This is a genomic window from Selenomonas sp. (assembly GCF_057272215.1).
Map to the genome: position 1 here is coordinate 126,926 of NZ_DBHIUY010000001.1, position 22,675 is coordinate 149,600.

19 protein-coding genes are annotated in these 22,675 nt (G+C 55.7%); 17 read left to right on the forward strand and 2 right to left on the reverse strand.

Annotated elements, in window-relative coordinates:
- Nucleotides 1-24: 24 nt before the first annotated feature.
- The 8 genes from ACO5Z0_RS00620 to rlmH all read left to right on the forward strand — a co-directional run bounded on the left by ACO5Z0_RS00620 (nucleotide 25) and on the right by rlmH (nucleotide 10,655).
- Nucleotides 25-957, forward strand: coding sequence for a hypothetical protein (locus tag ACO5Z0_RS00620; protein ID WP_485648777.1), 933 nt, complete (start codon nucleotides 25-27; stop codon nucleotides 955-957).
- A gap of 256 nt (nucleotides 958-1,213) precedes the next feature.
- Nucleotides 1,214-3,043: a phosphoethanolamine transferase gene (locus ACO5Z0_RS00625; RefSeq protein WP_485648778.1), complete on the forward strand. Its 1,830-nt coding sequence runs from the start codon at nucleotides 1,214-1,216 to the stop codon at nucleotides 3,041-3,043.
- Nucleotides 3,040-3,798: a sulfite exporter TauE/SafE family protein gene (locus tag ACO5Z0_RS00630; RefSeq protein ID WP_485648779.1), complete on the forward strand. Its 759-nt coding sequence runs from the start codon at nucleotides 3,040-3,042 to the stop codon at nucleotides 3,796-3,798. Before ACO5Z0_RS00625 ends, ACO5Z0_RS00630 begins: the two co-directional genes overlap by 4 nt.
- A 115-nt stretch (nucleotides 3,799-3,913) precedes the next feature.
- Entirely contained in the window at nucleotides 3,914-4,324 is a 411-nt protein-coding gene (locus ACO5Z0_RS00635; RefSeq protein ID WP_485648780.1) for a hypothetical protein, read from the forward strand.
- 362 nt (nucleotides 4,325-4,686) lie between these two features.
- Complete coding sequence (locus ACO5Z0_RS00640; RefSeq protein ID WP_485648781.1) at nucleotides 4,687-6,654, forward strand: methyl-accepting chemotaxis protein; 1,968 nt, start codon at nucleotides 4,687-4,689, stop codon at nucleotides 6,652-6,654.
- A gap of 251 nt (nucleotides 6,655-6,905) precedes the next feature.
- Complete coding sequence (locus tag ACO5Z0_RS00645) at nucleotides 6,906-8,873, forward strand: methyl-accepting chemotaxis protein (RefSeq protein ID WP_485648782.1); 1,968 nt, start codon at nucleotides 6,906-6,908, stop codon at nucleotides 8,871-8,873.
- A gap of 190 nt (nucleotides 8,874-9,063) precedes the next feature.
- Entirely contained in the window at nucleotides 9,064-10,179 is a 1,116-nt protein-coding gene (locus tag ACO5Z0_RS00650) for a S1C family serine protease (RefSeq protein ID WP_442676464.1), read from the forward strand.
- Entirely contained in the window at nucleotides 10,176-10,655 is a 480-nt protein-coding gene (gene rlmH / locus ACO5Z0_RS00655; RefSeq protein WP_442676463.1) for a 23S rRNA (pseudouridine(1915)-N(3))-methyltransferase RlmH, read from the forward strand. The genes ACO5Z0_RS00650 and rlmH overlap by 4 nt, the downstream gene beginning before the upstream one ends.
- Nucleotides 10,656-10,726: 71 nt before the next feature.
- On the opposite strand, the gene ACO5Z0_RS00660 is transcribed toward rlmH, so the two are convergent.
- A complete protein-coding gene (locus tag ACO5Z0_RS00660) occupies nucleotides 10,727-11,017 on the reverse strand; it encodes a HigA family addiction module antitoxin (protein WP_485648783.1) in 291 nt (96 codons plus the stop codon).
- A 14-nt stretch (nucleotides 11,018-11,031) separates the two neighbouring features.
- Entirely contained in the window at nucleotides 11,032-11,349 is a 318-nt protein-coding gene (locus tag ACO5Z0_RS00665; protein WP_485648784.1) for a type II toxin-antitoxin system RelE/ParE family toxin, read from the reverse strand.
- 98 nt (nucleotides 11,350-11,447) lie between these two features.
- Between ACO5Z0_RS00665 and ACO5Z0_RS00670 the strand changes: the two genes are divergently transcribed.
- The 9 genes from ACO5Z0_RS00670 (at nucleotide 11,448) to ACO5Z0_RS00710 (ending at nucleotide 22,650) form a co-directional block, all read left to right on the forward strand.
- Nucleotides 11,448-13,460 (forward strand): penicillin-binding protein, encoded by a 2,013-nt coding sequence (locus ACO5Z0_RS00670; RefSeq protein WP_485648785.1) that lies wholly within the window; start codon nucleotides 11,448-11,450, stop codon nucleotides 13,458-13,460.
- A 427-nt stretch (nucleotides 13,461-13,887) separates the two neighbouring features.
- A complete protein-coding gene (locus tag ACO5Z0_RS00675; RefSeq protein ID WP_485648786.1) occupies nucleotides 13,888-14,913 on the forward strand; it encodes a FecCD family ABC transporter permease in 1,026 nt (341 codons plus the stop codon).
- Between the two features lie 5 nt (nucleotides 14,914-14,918).
- On the forward strand, nucleotides 14,919-15,728 hold the full coding sequence (locus ACO5Z0_RS00680; RefSeq protein WP_485648787.1) for an ABC transporter ATP-binding protein: 810 nt from the start codon (nucleotides 14,919-14,921) through the stop codon (nucleotides 15,726-15,728).
- Nucleotides 15,725-16,471 (forward strand): ABC transporter ATP-binding protein, encoded by a 747-nt coding sequence (locus ACO5Z0_RS00685; RefSeq protein WP_485648788.1) that lies wholly within the window; start codon nucleotides 15,725-15,727, stop codon nucleotides 16,469-16,471. Before ACO5Z0_RS00680 ends, ACO5Z0_RS00685 begins: the two co-directional genes overlap by 4 nt.
- Nucleotides 16,468-17,214 (forward strand): ABC transporter permease, encoded by a 747-nt coding sequence (locus ACO5Z0_RS00690; protein ID WP_442673804.1) that lies wholly within the window; start codon nucleotides 16,468-16,470, stop codon nucleotides 17,212-17,214. Before ACO5Z0_RS00685 ends, ACO5Z0_RS00690 begins: the two co-directional genes overlap by 4 nt.
- 319 nt (nucleotides 17,215-17,533) lie before the next feature.
- Nucleotides 17,534-18,481 carry an ABC transporter substrate-binding protein gene (locus ACO5Z0_RS00695; RefSeq protein ID WP_485648789.1) on the forward strand — a complete coding sequence of 316 codons (948 nt, stop codon included), beginning with the start codon at nucleotides 17,534-17,536 and terminating at the stop codon, nucleotides 18,479-18,481.
- A 225-nt stretch (nucleotides 18,482-18,706) separates the two neighbouring features.
- Nucleotides 18,707-20,662 (forward strand): TonB-dependent receptor plug domain-containing protein, encoded by a 1,956-nt coding sequence (locus ACO5Z0_RS00700; RefSeq protein ID WP_485648790.1) that lies wholly within the window; start codon nucleotides 18,707-18,709, stop codon nucleotides 20,660-20,662.
- 179 nt (nucleotides 20,663-20,841) lie between these two features.
- Nucleotides 20,842-21,804, forward strand: coding sequence for a hypothetical protein (locus ACO5Z0_RS00705; protein WP_485648791.1), 963 nt, complete (start codon nucleotides 20,842-20,844; stop codon nucleotides 21,802-21,804).
- A 201-nt stretch (nucleotides 21,805-22,005) separates the two neighbouring features.
- Nucleotides 22,006-22,650 carry a PepSY domain-containing protein gene (locus ACO5Z0_RS00710; RefSeq protein ID WP_485648793.1) on the forward strand — a complete coding sequence of 215 codons (645 nt, stop codon included), beginning with the start codon at nucleotides 22,006-22,008 and terminating at the stop codon, nucleotides 22,648-22,650.
- The last annotated feature ends 25 nt before the right edge of the window (nucleotides 22,651-22,675 follow it).

The window sequence follows — 22,675 nt, forward strand, 5'->3', positions numbered from 1 at the left end:
TACAAGTGAAGTGGGGCGGGAATAGTGAAGAGCGATAGTGAGAAGTTCTATGAGGGTTTCCGGCGATTTCTAGCGGAGACGGGGCATGAGGAATCGAATGAGGCGGAGATGGATGCTCTGCTGCAGCAGTATGTGACGATGCTCAATGCGGGAGATGTGAGTCTCGAGACGATGGCGGAGGAAGAGTCGGCGGATGTGTGTTTGGATCGTGCGCAGGAGGCGGGCAGTCGGAAGGAGCGATTGAAGTGGATTCGGAAGGCGCGTGAGATGGAGCCTGAGCATGTGGATGCGGCGTTGGCGGAGATCGAGATGACGGCGAAGAACCCATGTGAGCAGGAGCAGCGTCTTTTCGAGCTGCAGCAGAAAGCAGAAAAGCAGCTGCGGGAGCAGGGGTTTTTCACGAAGGATGATATCGGGGGTTTCTGGGGGCTTGTGGAGACGCGCCCGTATATGCGGGTCTGCCATTCGTATGTCATGGTTTTATTGGTGAATCGCAAGATGCGCCTTGCCGCTAAGGAGTGCGAGTCGATGCTTCGCCTTTGCACGAGCGACAATCTTGGCATTCGCTATACGCTCATTCATATTTATGTGCGTTTGGAAGAGGAAAAGGCGGCACAGAAATTTTTCAAGAAGTGCGGAGAGGAATGGGGAATGCGGTTTCCTCTTGCTATGGCGCTTCTTTTTTATAAGATCGGCAAAGAGGTGGAGGCGCGTCAGTATTTGCAGATGCTGCTCGATAATAATAAGGACACAAAGAAATTTTTTTCCGGCTATGGTACGAGCAAAATGGAATCGTATATATCGCAGGCGCTGCCTTATGCGTATCGACCGAACACCATGGAGGAGCTGCTCCTGATCTTTACGGATCATGCCTACGCTTACGAGGATGAGCATGCGTTCTTCTTTTGGGCGAAGGCGGCGCTTCGCGGCATGAAGAGGAATGTGGCCAGGAGGTGAAGAGGCGTTAGGCTCTGTGTCTTGCCTGTAGGCATGAGCTATGGTATAAGAAGCACGGATATATTCAACTATGTATCTTCATTTTAGCAGTGCTTCCTTTATGCAACATCAAAGCCGCAAGGGAAAATCCACTTGACGAAAGCGGGGGATTTTTTTATACTGAAGGGAAGCTAGGGGGAGTCTGCTTTTCTTCTGCGAAGTGCGGCGGGCTTTCCTTTTCTGAAACTTACCACAATAGATAAAGGATGCGGTCTTCATGCGGTTTTCCATAGGGGAGAAGAACGAGGGCGTGCGATATGTCGCAGGAGCTGTCGTTTTTTATTTTGTGCTCATTTCGTTCTACATCAATATCGGCGAGGATATGACGCCGGCGAATTATCTGCCGTGGTTTCTGCCGGTGATCGGTGCGCTCGTGCTTTTTCAGTACGGTGCGCGTGTGCGGCTTTTTTCGCTGAACCATGCGCCGCATCTCTTTGCGGGTGTGGCGTGGTGTGTGACGTTTCCGCTGCTGTATTCGTGGTCGTATGATACGCCGTGGTATGTTTCTCTCATACGGCTCGATTTTCTCTGCGGCACGGGGATTTTTCTTTTGCTTTCTTCTTTGCAGTCTTTGGCGTTTGACGGGAAAAAGCTGGTGCGCTTTGTCGCGGCGCTTTTTGCGGCGCTTGATTTTTTGTGTCTGGCAATTCCTTTTGTGCAGGTCGTTTATTTTTCCATCTACCAGCATTGTTTGACGCCGGCTTCTCTTATGGCGCTTTATTTGACGAATCCCGACGAGAGTGTCGATTTCATGGAGGCAATGCTTGGCATTCCGGCGATGGTCGGCATTGTGTTCGCCTTTTTGCTGTTTTTGTGGCTCTGTTATCGCGGCAATATGCGTCAGGCGCGTCATCTGGCGGCGCAGCCTCTGACGGCGGGCAAGCGGGCGGCGCTTTCGTTGCTCACGCTCGTTCTGGCTGTCTACATTCCGTTTTTCGTGTTCCCGGAGACTTCGATTGTTTTGAGTTGGAAGGAAGTCTCTGCATATGTCGCCGAGACGCAGGAATATGGTGCGCACCATGATGAGCGGTTTGCTGATCTCAGGCTCGATGCGCCCGAGAATGTGCTTTCTGCCAAGGCTCCGGGCACGGTGATCGTCGTCATTGGCGAGTCGGCGTCGCGCACGTTTATGAAGGCGTACACGCCGAGCTTTCCTTACGATGATACGCCGTGGCTCGATGCACGCATGAAAGATCCCGATTTCGTCGTGTTTCGCCATGTGTATTCCTGCTGGTCGCAGACGGTGCCTGTCTTGCAGCGTGCGCTGACGGAACAGAGTCAGTACAACGACAAGGAGTTTTACAACTCGACGTCGCTCATTGACGTGGCGAAGAAGGCGGGCTACGATACATACTGGTTCAGCAACCAAGGCCGCTACGGGCAGTACGACAGCGCGATCACGCTCGTTGCAAAGACGGCGGATCGTGCGGAGTGGGTTGACGACTCGTACCTCTTCACGGAGAAGTATGATGAAAATCTTCTGGCGTATCTGCCGCAAATCGATCCGACGAGGAACAACTTCATCGTACTGCATATCATGGGCAGCCACATCTACTACAACAACCGCTATCCGGCGTCGTTCAGCCGCTGGGTCAACGAGGCGGGCGGCGCGGCTACGAATGCTGAGTCGTATGCGAACAGTATTCTCTATACGGACGACAATTTGCGCCGCGTCTTTGAGTATGCGCGCGATCATCTGAATTTGCAGGCGATGGTTTATTTCTCCGATCATGGCGAGGATCTTGAGATCTCGCATAATCCCGATGTGTTCAACTTCCACATGGTGCGCATCCCGATGTTCGTCTACCTCTCGCCTGCGTATCAGGCGGCGGAGCCGCAGGTCTTGGAGACGCTTCGAAACCATGAGAGTCAGTATTTCACGAACGACATGATTTACGATACTGTCGCCGGGATCTTGTGTGCGCAGTCGAACCACTACGATGCGACGCAGGACTTTTCGTCGCCTGCATATCGTTTCACGCGTGATAATTTGACGACGATGCTCGGGCAGCATCCGTTGACGGAGGATGTGGAGGAAGGACGATGATCTTCCTCTCGATGCTGTTTTTGGGAGCGCTTATCGGCTTCGTCGGCGCGGGCGGCGCGGGCGTCGTCATCACGCTCTTGACCGTTGGCTTTGGCGTGCCGATTCATACGGCGCTCGGCGTCGCGCTCGCTTCGATGGTGTTCACGATGATTTCGGGCGCGGTCAGCCACTTCCGCGAGGGCGAGGTCGTTGTAAAGACGGGCGCGGCGCTTGGCGCGGGCGGCGTCTTAGGCGCACTTTTGGGCGCGGAGGTGTCGAACGTGATGCCGTCCGAAGAGCTTGGCTTCATGACGGCGCTGATGCTGCTTCTGTCGGCGTTCACCCTCTATATGAAGGTCTATCGCGCCGATTTCCTCGATCGCTTTTTCCATGTGCGCGAGTCGATGCTTGCGGGGAAGAAGCTCGTCATCTATGGGGTTTTGCTCGGCTTCATCAACGGCTTCTTGTCGGGGGCGTTCGGCATCGGTGCGGCGGCGTTTATCCAGCTCACGCTGCTCTGTGTGTTTGGCGTGCCGCTTCTGCAGTCGATCGGCACTTGTATGATGGTCATTCTGCCGATTTCGGCAGCGGGCGGGCTGGGCTATATGCTGAACGGGAGGCTCGACTTCAATATTTTCATGCAGACGCTTTTGGGCCTAATGATAGGGGCTTTCGTCGGAGCAAAATGCACACATCTCGCTCCGCGTCCGCTTTTGAAGGCTGCCATCGTGGCGATGCCGACGGTCGGCGGCTTGATTATGCTGATTTTCCATTGAAAAACTGCTATTTGTTCTCATTATTGGAGAAAATGGTGGTTTTTTTCTTATTTCCGCCGAAAACATCATGGACTAGGGAGAAAAGTCGTGGTATAATGGTGTCGGAGGGAAAAGAATGAAAGCAAGAGAAAAAATGCACGAATGTACACAGGATGGTATAGAGGAGCTTGACGGGGATGTTCGCTGTGTGAGTGTGCGTCTTGCAAACGGCGCACAGAAGCTTGCTGCGATGGATGAGAAACTTGCAGAGTTTGATGCACATTTTGCGGCGCTTGACCGTCGGTTTGCTGACCTCGATGCGCGTTTTGCGGCGTTCAATGCGCACTACGAAGAGATGCGCGGGCAGATCTCTGCGCTGGAGAAGGAGACGCAGAAAGCCTGTCGCATGACGCAGGAGATGCGGCGAGGTACGGCGTATATCGACGCGCGACTGGAGGCGCTTGAGATGGCGGCTCTGGCTGCCGAGCTGATACCGCAGAAGCACCTGTTTTTGAAAGAGAGCGGCGGGAGAGACGTCCTTCATTGAGTGTTGTCGGCAATTTTGATTGCGGCGGATATGCAGCATGGCGACACATGAAACGACCGTACACAAGCCGGAGCGGGCTGGTGTGCGGTCGTTTCATTTTGCCAAAATAAAGGAAGAACACAGAGGAACCTTTCGGGATATATGTCCGCATGCCTTACAGAAACCTAGCCAATCAGTCTGCGCCCTTCGGGCTTGACTTCTTGGGGGTTCATAGTAAAAATAAAGGGAATTTCTTAGGGGAAAATGTGAAAAATACGATAAAAGAGTAGAAAAATATAAGAGATAAACAGCTGCATGTCCCTTTTTCCGGCGATTAAGTGGCTGATATGAGGTTTTTGCTATTCGATAAGGAGGATATGAAGATGAAACTTAAACCTAAGATGCTGATGGGTATCGGTATCCCGCTGCTCATTGTTTTTATCGTCATGGGCGCTGTCATTGATATGATGGCGAGCACGGGTCTCAAAGCGGCGACCGAGGTCAGCATGGAGCAGCGTGCGGATCACTACGCCGAGGAGATTGACGGCAATATTCGAGAACAGGCGGCTTTTCTGACGGCTCTTGGCAAGAGCTGGGCGGACGGTATGCCCGACAATGCGGCATTGCAGGGGACGGTCGATGATCTGGGTCGCTGCAACGGCGTCTACGGCTTCCTTATCGGACGTCCCGACGGCTCTCATGTGACGAGCCAAGAGTATCCGCCTACATGGGATCCGCGTACGCGCGATTGGTACAAGAGCGCTGCTGCAGCAGACGGTGTGGTGTTTTCCGATGTCTATAAGAATGCTGCGGACGGCGCGATCATCGTGACACTGAGCAAGGCAGTGCGTCACAACGGAGAGCTTATCGCCGTCATCGGCACGGATGTTTCGGTGGAATCTCTGACGGGAATGCTCAAGGACGTCAAGGTCGGTGAACATGGCTCGATCGCTGTCTTAGGTCCCGCGAGTGAGTTCATCTATCATAAGAAGTTTCAGCTTGATGACGCGCCGCTTGCGGAGATGGGCGGCGGCAAGTATAAGGAGCTGGCGGCTAAGTTCATGTCGGATAAGCCGCAAATGATCGAGGCAGAGTTCGAAGGTGTGCAGAAGTTTTATCAGACGGTGCCGATCGCCTCGACGGGCTGGCATGTCGTCATTGAGGTGCCGCAGTCGGAAGCGTTTGCTTCGGCGACGAAAATGCTCTATGCGACGATTGTTATTTGTTTGTTGGCGCTTGCCCTTTTGTGCGGCATTACCTACTATTTCCTGACGGGCATGATCTCTCCCATCGAGGTGTTGTCTGAGACGATGAGCTTCATCGCCAAGGGGGATCTTACGCATAAGGTGCCGAAAAGCGACCGTGCCGATGAGATCGGCGTCTTGCAGGAAAGTGCGGGCGAGATGCTTTCGACGCTGCGGAAGATGGTCGCGGATACCTCGAAAGCCGCCGATCAGGTGCTTGCATCGTCGGAGGCGCTGACGGCAAGCTCGACGCAGACGGCGAACGCCTCGCAGGCGGCGGCAGAAGCTGTCATCGACATCGCCGAACGCGCTGCAGAGCAGAACGACATCGTGGAGATGGCGAACGAGGTCGCGCACAATATGGGCAAACAGACGCAGGAGATTGCAGCGGCTGTGGACAACTCGACGAAGGTCGCAGAGACGACAGCCGAGGCGACGCGCGAAGGCCGCAAAGTGCTCGAAAAGGCGGTCGCCGGCGTCGACAGTCTCGCGGCGAACTCCCGTGAGGTCGGCGACGCTGTGCAGAACCTCTACGACGGCTCGAAAAACATCGCGGAGATCAACGAGCTTATCACGAGCATTGCAGGTCAGACGAAACTGCTCGCCTTGAATGCGGCGATCGAAGCGGCGCGTGCGGGCGAGCAGGGCAAGGGCTTCGCCGTGGTCGCCGACGAAGTCAGAAAGCTTGCCGAGCAGAGCGAGCAGGCGGCGCAGGAGATCAGTGCGGTCATCGCCAAGAACTCTGCGCAGATCGAGAGTGCGTTCTCGCTGACGAAAGCGCAGGATGAAGAAGTCCGGGAGAGTGTGGAGGAAGTCGGCGCCGCTGATGAGAAGTTCGCGAGTATCGCGGAAGCCATCCGCGCATTGATCGAGCAGGTCAGCAAAGTCACGACGATCACGGGAGCGCTCGAAAAGGACTGCAAAAGTACGGTCGATACGGTGGAAAAGGTCAGCGAACTGTCACATGCGGTGCAGCAAAAAGCGACGGATGTGTCCGCCGTCTCCGAAGAGCAGGCGGCGTCCGCCGAGGAGATCGCCGCCGCAAGTCATACGCTTGCGGATCTTGCGCAGGAGCTGCAAGCGGGCGTTGCGAAGTTCCGGCTTTGAGGGAAAGCGGATAGGTAAACTTTCAGGACATATGTTCAGCCGTCACGCAGAGAGGCATGAGTTACTTTTACGCCCATGTAGAAATGTCTGATTTTTGGACATAGTACTAAGATAAATGAAAAATGGATGAGAATTTGACGGCCTTGCAGGAGATTTGACGATAGGCTAGAAGAGGGAGAGGAATCGCCGTTGCGGTTCCTTTCCGCGTGCAGGAGACATGCACGGACATAAGCAGCAGGGAGGAAGAAGAAATGAAGCTCAAACCGAAGATGCTCTTGAGCATAGGCATACCGCTCATCGTCATTTTTGTTCTCATGGGTACAATCATTTATTTTATGGCAAGTTCCGGCTTGAAGGAGTCGCTGGAGGTCGCTATGGAACAGCGTGCGGCTCGCTATGCAGCGGAGCTTAGCGGCAGCGTCCAGGAAAAGCGCGCTATGGTAGAAACCATCGTGCAAGACTGGGAGGACGGTATGCCGCAGGGAGAGCAGCTGCAGCAGGTGGTTTATGACCTCTCGGCACGCGAGGACGTGTTTGATTTCTATGTGGGATTTCCTGACGGAAGTTTCGTAGCGAAGGACGCTTCTTCGGACGGCTTTGATCCGCGCACACGTCCGTGGTATAAGCAAGCCGTCGATTCCAATGAGGCGGTGCTTTCCGAGGTCTATCAGTCGGATCTGGGTAAGACGCGGGTCATGACGGTCAGCAAGGCGATCCGCAAGAACGGCGCGGTCGTCGCCGTCATCGGCATGGATGTTTCCGTCGATGATATGACGAGCATCTTACAGGATGTAAAGGTCGGCGAGCATGGGACGCTCTTCGTGCTGGGTCCGTCAAGCGAGTTCATCTATCATAAGAAGTTCACGTTTGACGATCCGCCGCTCAATGAGATGGACGGCGGTGCGCATAAGGATCTGGCGGCGAAATTTACCGCGAAGGAGCCGCAGGCGTTCGAGGCGGAGTTTGGCGGCGTATCGAAGTTCTATCAGGCGATGCCGATTCCTTCGACGGATTGGCACATCGTCATTGAGGTGCCGAAAGACGAGGCTTTTGCGGCGGTTACGCGGATGTCGTATGCGATTTTTGTCATCAGCCTGGCTGCCCTGGCGCTTTTGGGCGGCATCACCTATTATTTCCTTTCCGGCATGATTTCTCCGATCGAGATCCTGTCCGAAGCGATGAGCTTCATCGCCAAGGGAGATCTCACGCACAAGCTGGTGAAGAGCGGCCGCGTCGATGAGATCGGCGTTCTGCAAAACAGCTCAAGCGAGATGCTTGCGACGCTTCGCAAGATGGTCGAGGATACATCGAAGGCTGCCGAGCAGGTGCTTGCCTCGTCGGAGGAGCTGACGGCAAGCTCGACGCAGACGGCGAATGCGTCACAGGCGGCGGCGGAAGCCGTCATCGACATCGCCGAGCGTGCGGCGCATCAAAACGACATCGTGGAGATGGCGAACGAAGTCGCGCACAATATGGGAGAACAGACGCAGAGTATTGCCAAGGTCGTCGATGCCTCGACGCGAGTGGCACAGACGACGGAAAAGGCGACGCAGGAAGGTCGGGTGGCGCTTGAAAAGGCGGTCGCCGGCGTAGAAAATCTTGCAGCGAACTCTGTCAAGGTCGGCGATGCCGTGCAGAATCTTTACGACGGTTCGAAGAATATCGCGGAGATCAATGAGGTCATCACGAACATCTCCGGTCAGACGAAGCTGCTCGCCTTGAATGCGGCGATCGAAGCGGCGCGTGCGGGCGAGCAGGGAAAGGGCTTCGCTGTGGTCGCCGACGAAGTCAGAAAGCTCGCCGAGCAGAGCGAGCAGGCGGCGCAGGAGATCAGCACGGTCATCGGCAAGAACGCCGCGCAGATCGAGAGCGCGTTCTCACTGACGAAAACGCAGGCGAGCGAAGTCAAGGCGAATGTCGGCGATGTGCAGGCTGCGGATGAGAAGTTTGCAAGCATTGCGGAGTCGATTCGTGCGCTGATTGAGCAGGTCGGCAAGGTCACGACGATCACAGGGATGCTCGAAAAGGACTGCAAGAGCACGGTCGATACGGTGCAGCAGGTCAGCGAGCTCTCGCAGGCGGTGCAGCAGAAGGCGACGGACGTATCCGCCGTCTCCGAGGAGCAGGCGGCGTCCGCCGAAGAAATCGCCGCCGCGAGCCACACGCTCGCCGATCTTGCGCAGGATCTTCAGGAAGGCGTTGCGAAATTTAAGCTTTGAGATCCGATCGCAGGCAAAAGGAAAACGCTCGCTTTTGGCGGGCGTTTTCTCTTTGCTTCGGCGGCTATGTTACAGTTTGCTGAAACTCGCGCGATACCCTTGCGAAACGTGTAATCCGTGCTATAATGGCTTTACAGCGGCGCGAAGAAAAGATGCGCCGCAGAACCTCGGGAATGGAGGAGGAATTTGCATGACATGTTTTTGGAATCGAAAGAAGAAGCCGCTCGCGGGTATGATCGGCGTCTTTGTCGTCGGCGCCGTACTCTTTGCCGGCTGCTCGGACAGCACGGCGAAGAGCAAGGACAATTCCGTCTCGGGCGATATCGCCATCGAGCAGGCGGCGAGTCAGAAGCCGCTGTCGGATGCGCGCAATACGCCTGCGGTGCGTGCGGCTCGCTCGGTAGGCCCCGCCGTCGTCGGCATTACGAATAAGACGATCGTGCGCGATTGGTTCAATATGCCGGTTGAGACGGAGGGCGTCGGTTCGGGCGTCATTTTCAGGAGCGACGGCTACATCGTCACGAACAATCACGTCATTCAAGGAGCGAAGGAGATCACCGTATCGCTTCCGGACGGACGCACGTTCAAGGGGACACTTGTGGGTGCCGACGAGCTTACGGACATCGCCGTCGTGAAGGTCGATGCGACGGGGCTGCCGACGGCGAAGTTCGGCAATTCGGATGATCTCGTCGTCGGCGAGCCTGCCATCGCCATCGGCAACCCGATGGGGCTTGAGTTCCAAGGCACGGTGACGGCGGGCGTCATCAGTGCGCTGAACCGCACGCTCGACATCAGTGAGCGCCGCCTGAAGCTCATCCAGACGGATGCGGCGATCAGCCCCGGCAACTCGGGCGGCGCACTCGTCAACGCGGACGGCGAAGTCGTCGGCATCAACAGTGCGAAGATCTCAGCGAACGGCGTCGAAGGCATCGGTTTTTCCATCCCGATCAACACGGTGCAGGAGATCATCGATCAGCTTCTGACGAACGGCTACGTCGTGCGCCCCTACCTCGGCGTGGGCATCTTCGACAAGGAGACGGCGTCGCGCGCCGGCTACACGCTGAACGCGGAAAAGGGCGTCTACGTCGAGCATCTTGAACTCGGCGGACCGGCGCATCAGGCGGGCGTCGAGCGCGGCGATCTGATCTTGAAGGTTGACAATACAGAGACGAATACGGTCGCGGAACTTCGGGCGGCTGTCGCGGAGCATAAAGTCGGCGATAAAGTCAAACTCGTCATTGAGCGAAACGGCAAGCAGCAAACGCTGACGGCGACGCTCAAGGAGGTGCCGCAGTCGAACCGATGAAGATACGCATTCTGGCGGTCGGCAAGCTCAAGGAAAAGTATCTGCTCCAAGGCGTCGCGGAGTATGAGAAGCGTCTTTCCCCCTTCGCTTCCGTAGAGCTGATCGAAACGCGCGAGGAGCGTATGCCGGAAAGCCCGTCCGAGGCAGAAAAAGAGGATGCGCTGAAAAAAGAAGGCGCGAACCTCTTGCGCCTCGTGCCGGAAAAGAGCTTTCTCATCGTGCTCGATGTGAGCGGGGAGCTTCTTTCCTCAGAAGCGCTTGCAGAAAAGATCGCCGCTCTCGCGCTTCAAGGGAAGAGCGACCTCACATTTCTCATCGGCGGCGCGTTCGGTATTTCCGCGGCGGTGCGAAAGCGCGCCGACCTTCGACTCTCGTTTTCGCCGATGACCTTCACGCATCAGATGGTGCGGCTTCTGCTCTATGAGCAAGTCTATCGCGCCTTCAAGATCAACCGCGGCGAGAAGTATCATTGGTGATTTGGGGAAGCGCATAAAGAAAGGGATGCACCTGCGTCGATTCTGATGCAGGTGCATCCCTTTTTGCGGCATCATGCGAGTCGGCGAGGGATGGTTTCAAGTTCGTTTTGCAGACGGATTTTTGTTTCCCGTACAGCGATGTCGTTTTGCAAGTCAAGGAAGTAGCGTTCGGAAACGCCGAAATATTTGCTGAGACGCAATGATGTATCCACAGAGATCGCTCGCTTGTCTTTGATAATTTCTTGAATCCGTGAAACGGGAACGTGTATATCCTTGGCAAGGCGATAGGCGGAAATCCCCAACGGCTCCATAAACTCTTCGGTGAGAATCTCACTGATTTTTGGCGTATCGATAAGACGCATTTCTATTCCTCCGTTCAGGTATGGTAATCTACGATTTCGACATCAGATATAGAGTCTTTGCCTTCCAAGCGGAAGCAGATACGATATTGTTGATTGATACGAATGCTGTATTGTCCCTGTCGATCGCCGCCAAGCTGCTCCAAACGATTGGCGGGAGGAACACGCAGATCTTCCAGACAGGAGGCATTATCGAGCATGATCAATTTGCGAAGGGCAATTTTCTGAATGCTTTGCGGGAGCTTTGCAGAAAAGCGCTGATGATATATTTTTTCTGTTTCCTTACTGGCAAAATTTTTTATCATACGAATAGTATAGCTGTTTTTCGTATACATGTCAAACAGGTATATAAAAAGAGTCTTTCTTCTCCGTATATGTCCTAAAACCTTATCTCGTATGCTATAATAGAAAAAAACGACAAGGGGTTTTCAGCTTGAACGTGAAAAATAAGGCGGAGCGCGTCGAAAAGCGCAGGCGGCGTGTGCGTGACAACGTGCAGATCACGGTGCTCCTCGTGCTCGGCGTGTTCTTTCTGACGCTTTGCCGCTACGGCTGGGTGCAGATCGTCAAGGGCGCGGAGATGGCGGAGCGCGTGCGCATACAGTCGGGCGAAGAGCGCGTGGCGCAGTCGCCGCGCGGCAGGATTCTCGATGCAAACGGCAGAGAGCTTGCCGTCTCGATGATGACGAAGTCGCTTTTCGTCGACCCGAGCCATGTGGGGGACGCAGCGGCGCTTGCCGCTGACCTTGCGCCGATCATCGGCTTGAGTGAGAGCGACATCCTCGAAGATATTGCGCAGGGCGGCGGCTTCGTCTGGGTCAAGCGGCGCATGGAGCCGGAGATGTCGGACGCTGTGAAGGTTCTCATTCGGGAGAAGTCTTACAGCGACTGCTTAGGTTTTCGCGATGAGGCGAAGCGCTACTATCCGAACGACGTACTCGCCGCGAACGTCCTTGGCTTCGTCGGTACGGACGATAAGGGGCTTGACGGTATCGAGCAGCAGTTTGACAGCATGATAAAAGGTGTGGAAGAGGAAAATTTCATCTTGACGGATATGAAGAGCCGACCGATTCTAAGCTCGCTCTTCCGGCAGGATACTTACACAGGCGACCGCTGCAAGACGGTGACGCTGACGCTCGACAGCAACATCCAGTTCATTGTGGAGCAGGAGCTTGACCGTGCGATGGCAGAGAACGCGCCGCAGCACGCGACGGCGATCGTCATGGATCCCAAGACGGGCAATATCCTTGCGCTCGCCATGCGCCCCTCGTACAACCCGAACGAGTTTGACAAGTATTCGAGTGAGACATGGAAAAATCTCGCCGTTTCCTCGATATATGAGCCTGGCTCGACGTTCAAATCCATCGTGGCAGGTGCGGCGCTCGAAGAGAATATCGTCACGCCGAATCAGATCTTCGTCGATCCCGGGCATGTCATGGTCTCGGGCCGGCGCATACAGAACTGGAACGGTGAGAGCTTCGGCACGGTGACGTTCACCGATGTTGTCAAGAACTCTCTCAATACAGGATTCGCTCTCGTCGGTCTCGATCTCGGCGCCGAGAGACTTACGAAGTACGCGAAGCTCTTCGGCTTCGGCGAGCCGACGGGCGTCGAGCTGCCGGCAGAGGAGAGCGGCATCCTCTTTGAGCCGGAGAACATGCGCGATTCAGATATGGCGACGATGGCGATCGGACAGAGCATCGCCGTGACGCCGCTGCAGCTCGTGGCGGCGATGGCGGCGATCGCCAACGACGGCATTCTCTTGAAGCCGCACATCGTCAAGGAGATTCATAACGCCGACGGCTCGCTCTATCTTCAGACGAAGCGCGATGAGGTGCGCCGCGTCCTGCAGTCGGCGACGACGAAAACGCTCGTCGGGCTTTTGGAGCAGGTAGTCACAGCGGGCGGCGGACAAAAAGCGCAGGTCAAAGGCTATCGCATCGGCGGTAAGACGGGCACGGCGCAGAAGATTCGTCCGAATGGCGCAGGCTATATGGATGGACACTACATCGCATCGTTCTGCGGCTTCGCGCCCATCGACGATCCGAAGCTCGTCGTACTCGTCATCTTGGACGATCCGACGGGCGGCAATTTCTACGGCGGACAGATCGCAGCGCCCGTTGCGGGGGCGATTTTCTCGCAGGTGTTCCGCTATATGCACATCGAGCCGTCGAGCGATCCTTTCATCGAGATGGATGAAAAGCGTGCGCAGAAGGAAGCGCAGGCGCCGCCGAAGAAAAAGCCGCGACTGCCCGACGTCGTGCCGAGCGGCAAGGTCGTCATGCCCGATCTCGACGGGCTGACGATTCGCGAGGCGGCGGAAAAACTCGCGGCGATCGGCGTGACGCTCGAAGCCGAAGGATCCGGCAGAGCGAGCTACCAGAGCGCTCCTGCCTACAGCGTCATCGATCCGGGCGAGACCGTCACGGTCGTTTTTTCGCCGTGATATGCTTCGGCAAAGTTTCCGGTGAAACCGCAGAAGAGATTGGATGTTGTGGCCAAGCGTTTTGGTAACACGAGTGTCCGATCACCTTATGTCGGATATCTCGCTTCGAATGGCGTACGATATCCGTTATAAACGCCTTCGATGCGCTTTTGCTGGGGCGGAGGCATTTTTTGTGTATGAAAAGGGGCTGGGGCGCATGATTTATGTGCGATAGCCCCTTTTGGCTTCTCATCCGGTGCTTTCCTAAAACAAAGAAATTTCTCATAAAAAAAGGCATTGACAAGGAAAACTTTCATGTAGTAGAATACTAACGATAAATGATAATAATTATTAAATATGAAAATATTAAATAGGAAGTTCGTTTTACGGCTTCCTTTTCTTTTCTGAAATAAATGAGAATAATAATATATATGAATGGAGTGACGTAATGGAAGCATCAGAGGAAATTCTTCCAACAGAGGTACATCCGCGTGCGCACAAGCGACGGCTTGCGATCATCCTTGGACTTGCCGCACTCGTCCTTGCGCTCATCGTCAGCGCTTCGGCAGGGGCGGTGCATATCGCGCCTGAGACAATCGTGCCGACGCTCATGGGCAACGGTGCACCCGAGGACTATCGTATTCTCTATCACATTCGTCTGCCACGCATCATTACGGGTGCGCTGACGGGCATCAATCTCGCACTTGCGGGCTGTATCCTGCAGGGGATCTTGAAGAACCCGCTTGCCGATCCCGGCATCATCGGCGTGTCGGCGGGCGCAGGGCTGACCGCCATGTGCATCATGATTCTTTTCCCTGCAGAGGTCAAGTTTGTGCCGCTCGGCGCGTTTGTCGGCGCGATGATCGCCGTCGCGCTCGTCTTTGCACTGTCGTGGGAGAACGGTGTCGATCCCATGCGCATGGTTCTTGCAGGCGTCGCTATCGCGGCGTTCTTCGGCGGTGCGATGACAGCGCTGATGGTCTTTTACTCCGACCGCGTGCAGGGAACGGTGAATTGGATGGCGGGCGGCTTTGCAGGGCGCAGTTGGCATCATGTGGAAATGGTCTTGCCCTACACCCTCGTCGGCATCGCCGGCACGCTCCTGGGCAGCCGCTGGCTCAACGCCCTGCAGCTTGGCGAAGAGACAGCGAGGAGCCTCGGCGTCAATGTGGCGCGTGCGCGTGTCGTGCTGCTTTTGCTGGCGGCGCTCTTGGCAGCGTCGGCGGTCAGCGCAGCGGGGATGCTCGGCTTCGTCGGACTTGTCGTGCCGCACATGGTGCGCCTCTTGACCGGCTCGGACTTCGACTATCTGCTGCCCGCTGCCGCGATCTGGGGTGCGGTGCTTGTCGCAGGTGCAGATGCCGCAGCGCGCATTGCCTTTGCACCGATTGAAATACCGGTCGGCGTATTCATGTCGTTCTTGGGGGCGCCGTTCTTCCTTTATCTGCTCAAAAAAGGACTGCGAAGGAGGTGAAGCGAATGACGGAGGTTCTAAAGGCATACGGCCTTTCGCTCGGCTACGGCAAAGCGGAGATCGTCCATGCAGTCGATGCGGTCATTCGACGTGCAGAGATCACGGCGATCATCGGGCCGAACGGCTCGGGCAAATCGACGCTGTTGAAGGCGCTGGCGCGGCTTCTCAAGCCGAGCGCGGGGCGCGTCGAGTTCTTGGGAGAAGATTTGTGGAAAAAGACGGAACGCGCCGTCGCGCAAAAAGTCGCGTTCCTGCCGCAGAGCGCCGAGCCGCCGGGCGACATCACGGTCATGGAGCTTGTGCGCATGGGGCGGCTGCCGCACCGAAAGTTCTGGGACTCCTTTTCCAAGGCGGATGGCGATGCCTGTCGCGCGGCTCTGGCGCGCACGGGGATGGAAAAGTTCGCCCAGCGTCCGATCCTTGCCCTCTCCGGCGGTGAGCGTCAGCGTGCGCGGCTCGCTATGGCGCTTGCACAGCAGCCGGAAGTGCTGCTCCTCGACGAGCCGACGACATATCTCGACATTCGGCATCAGCTCGCGCTCATGGAGCTTGTGGAAAATCTTCATGCGTCTTTGGGTCTGACCGTCGTCATGGTGCTGCACGATCTCAATCAAGCCGTGCGGTACAGTCATCATATCATCGCCATTCATGAAGGGCGCGTGCTCGCGGACGGCGCCCCCGATGCAGTCTTTACCGAAGAGCTCGTGCGCGAGCTGTATGGCGTCGAGAGCATCGTGCGCGATGTGACGATCGCAGGCAGGCGAACGAAGCTCTGTCTGCCCGAGCGCGTCGCAGAAAGGGCGGCTGCCGTATGAGCGCGGACAGCAGCGCGGCGATCACGATACTGGGCGTTTCGTGCAGCCGCAAGGGTAAGACGATCCTTGAAGATGTGACGCTCGACGTTGCCGCCGGCACGGTCTTGGGGCTATTGGGGCCAAACGGTGCAGGCAAGACGACGCTCATTCGGCTTGTCGCAGGGTTGGCGCGACCCGATGCGGGTACGATTCGCGTATGCGGTGAGGATGCGGCGAAGCGCAGCGTGCGCTTTCGTCGGCTCATCGGACTTGTGCCGCAGGAGAATACCTTGGAGAGCGAGCTGACCGTCGGTGAGAGCCTGCTCGCCTATGCGCGTCTGTATGGTATCACAGATGCAAAAGCATCGGTTCAACAGACGGCGAATCGGTATCATCTCACGGACTTCCTCGATAAGCGTCCCGAAGAAATCTCGGGCGGCATGAAGCGCCGCGCGGTCATCGCACGCGCTGCGATGACCGATCCCGCCGTATTGCTTCTCGACGAGCCGAGCGTGGGACTGGATCCCGATCTTCGGCAGGAGATCTGGGCGCTGATTCGCGAGCTGCGCGAAGCGGGCAAGACGCTGCTCCTCACGACGCACTATATGGAAGAAGCCGAAAGCCTTTGCGATCAGATCGCCTTCTTACGCGCGGGCAGGCTGCGCGCCGTCGATACGGCGGCGGGCATACGCGCGGCGGCGGGCGATGCGAAGGATTTGGAGCAGGCGTTCCTGCGCCTTTCGCATGAGGAGGGCTGTCCGTGATACCATTCGCTTTCTGGCCGGTCTTTCGGCGTGAGATGGCGATGCTCGTGCATCGTATCGGCGGTCTGGGCTATCTCTTTTCGGGTCTGCTCTTTCCGATGATCTATCTTCTGGCATTCGGCTGGGGACTTGGCAATGCCGTTGAAGTCACGGGAGGATATATCGCCTATCTCGCGAAGGGGATGCTCGCCATCACCGTCATGATGAACGGCTTCCAGCAAACGTCGATCTCCGTCAGCGCAGCACGCTTCTATTACCGTACGTTTTCCGTGCTGCGCATGAGCCCCGTCGGCGATGCGTCTATCGTATTCGGCATCGCGCTTGCCGGTGCGCTGCGTGCGATTCTCGCGGGAGCGGCGGTATTTCTCGCCGCGTGGCTCTTTTTCGGCATTCGGCTGCTCGCTTTGCCAGGCTTTCTCGGGCTTGTCCTCACGGCGTTCTGCTTTGCGGCGTTCGGCGTCGCCGTCGGGCTTTCCATTCGTGGGCAGGAGCAGTTCTCCATCATCATCAATTTCTTCATCACCCCGATGACGTTCTTCTGCGGCTCCTTCTTCCCCATCGCGAACCTGCCCGAGATCGTGCGGCGGCTCGTCGCACTCCTGCCGCTCGCGCACACGAACGCGCTTTTGCAGGCGGACGGCTGGGACGGCGGCGCACTCTCATCGTTCGTGCTGCTTGCCCTTCTGACAGCGATTGCCTTCAGTTGGGGCGTGTGGCGCATGAAACGGTATCAGGAGTTTTAGATTTGGTATCAAGAGCTTGCGGAACCACTGATAAATTCAGCCGCCCATCTTCACACATCTGCACTGTCCTCTCGTCGTCGACAAATCCTCGACGTAGCACTGCTACGCCTGCGGTTTGTCTCCTTACTGAGCCGTCCAAGAGGCAAGTCCGAAGGACGCAGGCGATTGGGCAACGGCTCGTATGCGAAAACGTCCCAAGAATGCAAGCGCGAAGCGCGCCGCATGATTGGCTGACGTTGACCGCTATAGGCACAGCGCATCTGTGCAAATCTGGGCAACTTCATTTTATCAGCGTTTCCTTACAGATCAGGAGGTTTCTATGAGAAAAATTGGTATAGGCGTTGCGTTTCTTTGCCTCGCGGCAGTCATCGTACTGATCTTCACGCCGCGCACGCAGGAAGCGTCTCAGCCGAAAGAACTGACGGTGACGGACAGCATGGGGCGCGAAGTCACGCTGCCCGCGCATCCGAAGCGTGTCGTCATCCTGAACGCCTCGAATCTTGACCTTTTCGTTGCGGCGGGCGGCGCACAAGCCGTCGTTGGAAAGCCCAGTTCACAGGCATTGTCTCCGACGGTCGTGGAAAAGACGGCAAACGCCGAGGAAGTCGGCATCATTCATCAGCCGAATGTGGAGAAGATTCTTTCGCTGCAGCCGGATCTCGTCATCGGCACGAATGTACCGTTCCATATCGACCTCGAAAATACGCTCAGTGATGCAGGCGTGCCTATCTACATCCAAGCCCTCGACGACGTCCCCTCGCTCTTTAGTGCGCTTTCCTTCTATGGCAAGCTCACCGATGACGAAGAACGAGCCGAAAAAGAAGTGCAGACGATCAAGGACAAGCTCGCCGAGGTCGAAAAGCGTGCTGCCGGAAGCGCGCCGCCCAAGACGCTGCTCGTATTCGGCTCGCCTGAGAGCTTCAACATGGGTACGGCGAAATGCTTCACGGGCGGACTTATCGAGCTGCTCGGCGGTGGCAACATCGCTGACCGCGCATCGGGCGACGGCGCATATTTGCCGCTTTCTATGGAATTCGTCGCGCGTGAGAACCCTTCCATCATCCTCGCGATCGTACACGGCCCGACGGAAACGCTTGAGCCGAAGATGCGCCGCGACCTGCAGGACAATGCCGCATGGGCGGATGTTGACGCCGTAAAGAACGGGCGCGTCTACGTTCTGCCCTACGAGTTGTTCGCCATCAACCCAGGCATCCGCGCAGCGGACGCACTCGATGTACTTGCCGACATCATGTACCCGAAGAAGTAAGATATACGCAAGAAAGAACCAAGGTTTGTCTGGGCTTTTAGGGAGCGTGTCGGTGTACCATGAAGCCCCAAGAGGTCAAGCCGAAGGCGCAGACCGATTGGCAAGGCTTCTGTAAGGGCGGCGCACAATGTCCACAAAGTGGACGTTTGTGCGTGTAGCTTGCGCTCCCTTATAGCCTTTGCATCTATATATCTCATAGGAATACAAGGATAAGGAGATGGAGTAATGCTGAAGAGAATCACGAAGAAGAAGAGCCTGCTGTTGACGGCAGCCGTTCTCGCTGCCATGACTGTCCCCGCCTATGCGGCGGAGAAAAAGCCCGAGGACGGAAAAGCGATCAAAACGGGCGCCGTCGTCGTCACGGCATCGAGGACGAAGCAGGAAGTCAAAGAAACGCCAAGTTCCGTCGAAGTCATCACGCGCGAGGACATCGACAAGATGGGCGCAGAGTCTGTGCGCCAAGCGCTGCAGCTCGCCATCGGTCTGGACTTGATGGAAAACGGCATGGTGGGCAATCAAGTATCCATTCGCGGCATGAAAACGAATCATACGTTGATTCTGATTGATGGGCGGCGTGTGCGCACGGAAGATACAGGATCTACGACGAATTTCTATGAGATGGATCGTATCAATATGGACGATGTCGAGCGCATTGAGATCGTGCGTGGTGCGGTAAGCTCGCTCTACGGTTCGGAAGCCCTTGGCGGTGTCATCAATATCATTCGCAAGAAAGCGGATGAGCAAAAAACAATCGTTACGGCGGATTGGACGAGCCGACGCAACGATGCCGGCGTTCGTTTCGACACGGGCAAGCAGGGAAAATGGAATATTTCAACGAGCTTCAAACGCTCGGATTATCGCGAGCGCGGCACGGATGCTAAGAGCAATATTTACGGCAAGAAGTATTTCTTTAATATCGAAGGTCGTATGGATGTAGCAGAGGACAAATGGCTTGATGTTTTCGCAAACTATTTGGGTGAAGATCTCTATGCGAAGGAATCGCGCGTGCAAAGCGCAGATTATGACCATGTGCGCGTATCGACAGGCATCAAGTATGCGGGGCGCGACAAGCGCGGCGACTATGAGGCGCAAGTCTACTACACGCACTTTCATAAGGAACAAGATCGGAGGAACCGAGGGAATAGGAAGCTTCTTAGCTTTGATGATATGACCTTCGACTCCCTCATCTTTGATGGCAAGCGCTCCATGCAGCTGACGAAAGATCATCTGCTGACCTTCGGTGGAGAGTATCGCAAGGAAGATTATGCAGGCACGCGCATAAAGGGCAATAAATCCGTATCATATCTCTCTCGTGAGGGCATCACGCAGCGGCTTGGAAAAAGCTCGGTGAACTACGCAGCTCTTTATGTGCAGGACGAGTGGCTCGTGCATCCTGACTGGCTGCTCATTCCGTCGCTGCGCTGGGATCACAGCAGCTCCTTCGGCAATAAGGTGACCGGTAAACTCGGTACGACATATAAGATCAATAAAGAGCTGCGCTTCAAGGCAAACATCGGTACGGCGTATCGTGCACCTACGGCGAGTGAGCTTTACCTCGATTGGGCCGGTATGCCGGCAAGCGGTTGGCTGCCTCCGGGATGGGTATTTTGGCTGCAAGGAAATCCGGACTTAAAGCCGGAAACAGCGCTGAATTTCGATCTTGGTTTTGAGTGGGAGAAGGGAAAAACCTTCGGCAAGATTACATATTTCCACAATAAGGTCGATGATTTGATCACCTCGATTCCCAAAGTAGATCGGATGAAAAAAATCTACAGAATGGTTCAGGTGAATAAAAAAGAAGCGACAATGCAAGGTCTTGAGTTTGAAGCGAAGCAGGAGATAGGGGACGGTTTCGCTGTGCGCGGTCTCTACACGTATCTTGATGCGCGTGATGGAAAGGACAAGCGAATCGATGGAGGCGCCTATCACAAGGTCAGCCTGCAGTTGAGTTATGACGATGAGAAGAACGGCTGGGATGCGACGCTTTGGAACGATTGGATTTCAGGCTACTATTTGTCTGAAGAGAACTATGCCGACAGCGTTTTAAACCTTGTCGTTAATAAGAAGATCAACGATCATTTCAGTGCCTACCTTGGCATTGACAACATCCTTGACAGAGAAAGTGTTGAATTCGCCCACGACGGCAGAATCTGGCGCGGCGGTGTAAACATGACCTTCTAAAAAGCATACGAAAAGTCGCCAAAGCATTCTTTGGCGGCTTTTTGTGTGCTTGTGAAAAGCAGATTCTTGACAACGGATCGTATATTTTCAAGCGCTGTGCAAGCCATATATTGACGCTGTACCGTAAGAAAATATATAATGAAGAAAAACCATCAGCAAACAGTGCAAGGAGGGAGTATATGAAGGTACCAAAGGATGCGCAGCTGGCGATTGCGATCGGCTTTGCGGCGTTTTTCCTCTTCGTGGGTTTGGGAATTTATGGGATATATTACTTTTTTACAGGCGGCTGCGATGAAAACAGCGAGCCTTATTCGGCGTACGAGGTACGCGAGAGGATCGAAGATGCGTACGATTTCCCCATCGAGCTTGAATATCTCGGTGAGACGGCGACGAAAGATAAGCCGTGGAAAAGGGTCGACTACGCCTTCCGCGATAAGGAGCGCGACTTCACCTTTACTGCTCATGCGAAGGTCGCGCCCATCAATGCGTCGATCCCCTTCATTATCCTGCCGGGTGGACGCTCCTACTATACCGACTATCCTGAGCGCTGCCTCGATCGGCTCAACGATGAGGTGCAGAAGCGTGCGGCAAAGCGCGGTCTGCGCTTCATCACGCCCGAGGAGAAGGCGGCGAATCTCGGCTATCAGGGTGACGTCGATACCGTTTTTCTGACGGATGAGAAGCAGCTCGCGGATGCGGCGGAGCTGTTCCTCGAAATCGCGCAGATCTACGACGTGGCGCGCTTTGGCGAACAGGGCACTTGGCGCGATATCGCCTTTTGCTATCTGCCGTCGGGCGAGACGGATCTCAAGAAGGCGCAGCTCGTCTGCGTTCTGTATCTGCGCGGCAAGCGGGACGTCTATGATGCGAACGGCATCTCGGATTATATCGTCTCAAACAGCAAGAGCGAGGCGGAGCCTTTTTTGCTCCGCTTGAAGGGCGGCTGGCAGGACAAGTCGTGGCGTGCCGCCAAGCAGAAAGCCGACAGATCTGACGGCGTCGGTATGGGCGGGAGCGGTCAAGATATTTTGGAGGATTTTAGCGAGTGGGATGGTTGGGGAGACTGGGATGATGCGCGTGGTCTGCCGGAGTTCCTCATGCCGCCTGCCGCGCCCTCGTATGCGGAGCCGCATTGGATTTGACGCTGCATTTGGCGGCGGTATGTTTTGCCCGTTGGCTGTGCGCTTGTCTTGAAGATTTGCGCGGCGGCGGATCCTTGCATGTTTGCCGCCGAAAGTTTAGCTTTTGTTTATCTGTTTGTTATCGTCCTTTTAGCGCGGCATGGTACACTGAGCATGTTGAAGCCGGAATACAGACGGACACAATGAGAGGAGAAGATAAAAATGAAGAAATGGCAGATGGCGGTTCCCGTGGCGGGGGTCTTGACTTTTGGCGCACTTGCCGCGCTCGGCGTAGGCGCTTTCGAGGGGCAGACGGCGCTTCATGCGCCCGCACAGCAGGCGGCTGGTTTCAGCGCTCCTTCTGTGCACGGAAAGGATGCGCTGCTCTTTTCCGTCGCTGAGGCGTCGGCAGCCGACTTTGTGAGCTACGATACGATCAAGGTTCAGGCGATTGCCGAATCGGGACTTCGCGAGGGCGATCTCACGAATTATGAGATCAAATTCGATGGACGCGGCTATATGCCGACTTACCGTGTGGAGCTTGAAACGAATGCGGGCGGCATGGACATCGACTTCGACGCCAAGACGGGCGAGATCATCGACGTGCGGGAAAAGTCGTGGAAGCACACGCGCACGAAGCTCCTCATCAGCGACTACGATGTGATCGAAGACGTAGAGGCGATGGGGATCGCGCTTGAGGACGCGGATCTTTCGATGGATGACCTCGATCGCTATGAGCTTGAACTGCATACGAAGAGGAGCGAGCTTGTCTATTCCATCGAGTTCAAGAGCGGCACGATGGAGTACGAATATGAGCTGCGCGCTGCCGATGGCGTGATTCTCAAAAAGGAAACCGATCTCGACTGAAGCCGCTTATAGGAAGTTTTTAGGA

What these genes read in the sequence shown, in the direction of transcription:
- ACO5Z0_RS00625 (WP_485648778.1), top strand. Translation starts at nt 1,214, where the DNA reads ATGCGGTTTTCCATAGGGGAGAAGAACGAGGGCGTGCGATATGTCGCA.
- ACO5Z0_RS00630 (WP_485648779.1), top strand. Translation starts at nt 3,040, where the DNA reads ATGATCTTCCTCTCGATGCTGTTTTTGGGAGCGCTTATCGGCTTCGTC.
- ACO5Z0_RS00635 (WP_485648780.1), top strand. Translation starts at nt 3,914, where the DNA reads ATGAAAGCAAGAGAAAAAATGCACGAATGTACACAGGATGGTATAGAG.
- ACO5Z0_RS00640 (WP_485648781.1), top strand. Translation starts at nt 4,687, where the DNA reads ATGAAACTTAAACCTAAGATGCTGATGGGTATCGGTATCCCGCTGCTC.
- ACO5Z0_RS00645 (WP_485648782.1), top strand. Translation starts at nt 6,906, where the DNA reads ATGAAGCTCAAACCGAAGATGCTCTTGAGCATAGGCATACCGCTCATC.
- ACO5Z0_RS00650 (WP_442676464.1), top strand. Translation starts at nt 9,064, where the DNA reads ATGACATGTTTTTGGAATCGAAAGAAGAAGCCGCTCGCGGGTATGATC.
- rlmH (WP_442676463.1), top strand. Translation starts at nt 10,176, where the DNA reads ATGAAGATACGCATTCTGGCGGTCGGCAAGCTCAAGGAAAAGTATCTG.
- ACO5Z0_RS00660 (WP_485648783.1), bottom strand. Translation starts at nt 11,017, where the DNA reads ATGCGTCTTATCGATACGCCAAAAATCAGTGAGATTCTCACCGAAGAG.
- ACO5Z0_RS00665 (WP_485648784.1), bottom strand. Translation starts at nt 11,349, where the DNA reads ATGTATACGAAAAACAGCTATACTATTCGTATGATAAAAAATTTTGCC.
- ACO5Z0_RS00675 (WP_485648786.1), top strand. Translation starts at nt 13,888, where the DNA reads ATGGAAGCATCAGAGGAAATTCTTCCAACAGAGGTACATCCGCGTGCG.
- ACO5Z0_RS00680 (WP_485648787.1), top strand. Translation starts at nt 14,919, where the DNA reads ATGACGGAGGTTCTAAAGGCATACGGCCTTTCGCTCGGCTACGGCAAA.
- ACO5Z0_RS00685 (WP_485648788.1), top strand. Translation starts at nt 15,725, where the DNA reads ATGAGCGCGGACAGCAGCGCGGCGATCACGATACTGGGCGTTTCGTGC.
- ACO5Z0_RS00695 (WP_485648789.1), top strand. Translation starts at nt 17,534, where the DNA reads ATGAGAAAAATTGGTATAGGCGTTGCGTTTCTTTGCCTCGCGGCAGTC.
- ACO5Z0_RS00700 (WP_485648790.1), top strand. Translation starts at nt 18,707, where the DNA reads ATGCTGAAGAGAATCACGAAGAAGAAGAGCCTGCTGTTGACGGCAGCC.
- ACO5Z0_RS00705 (WP_485648791.1), top strand. Translation starts at nt 20,842, where the DNA reads ATGAAGGTACCAAAGGATGCGCAGCTGGCGATTGCGATCGGCTTTGCG.
- ACO5Z0_RS00710 (WP_485648793.1), top strand. Translation starts at nt 22,006, where the DNA reads ATGAAGAAATGGCAGATGGCGGTTCCCGTGGCGGGGGTCTTGACTTTT.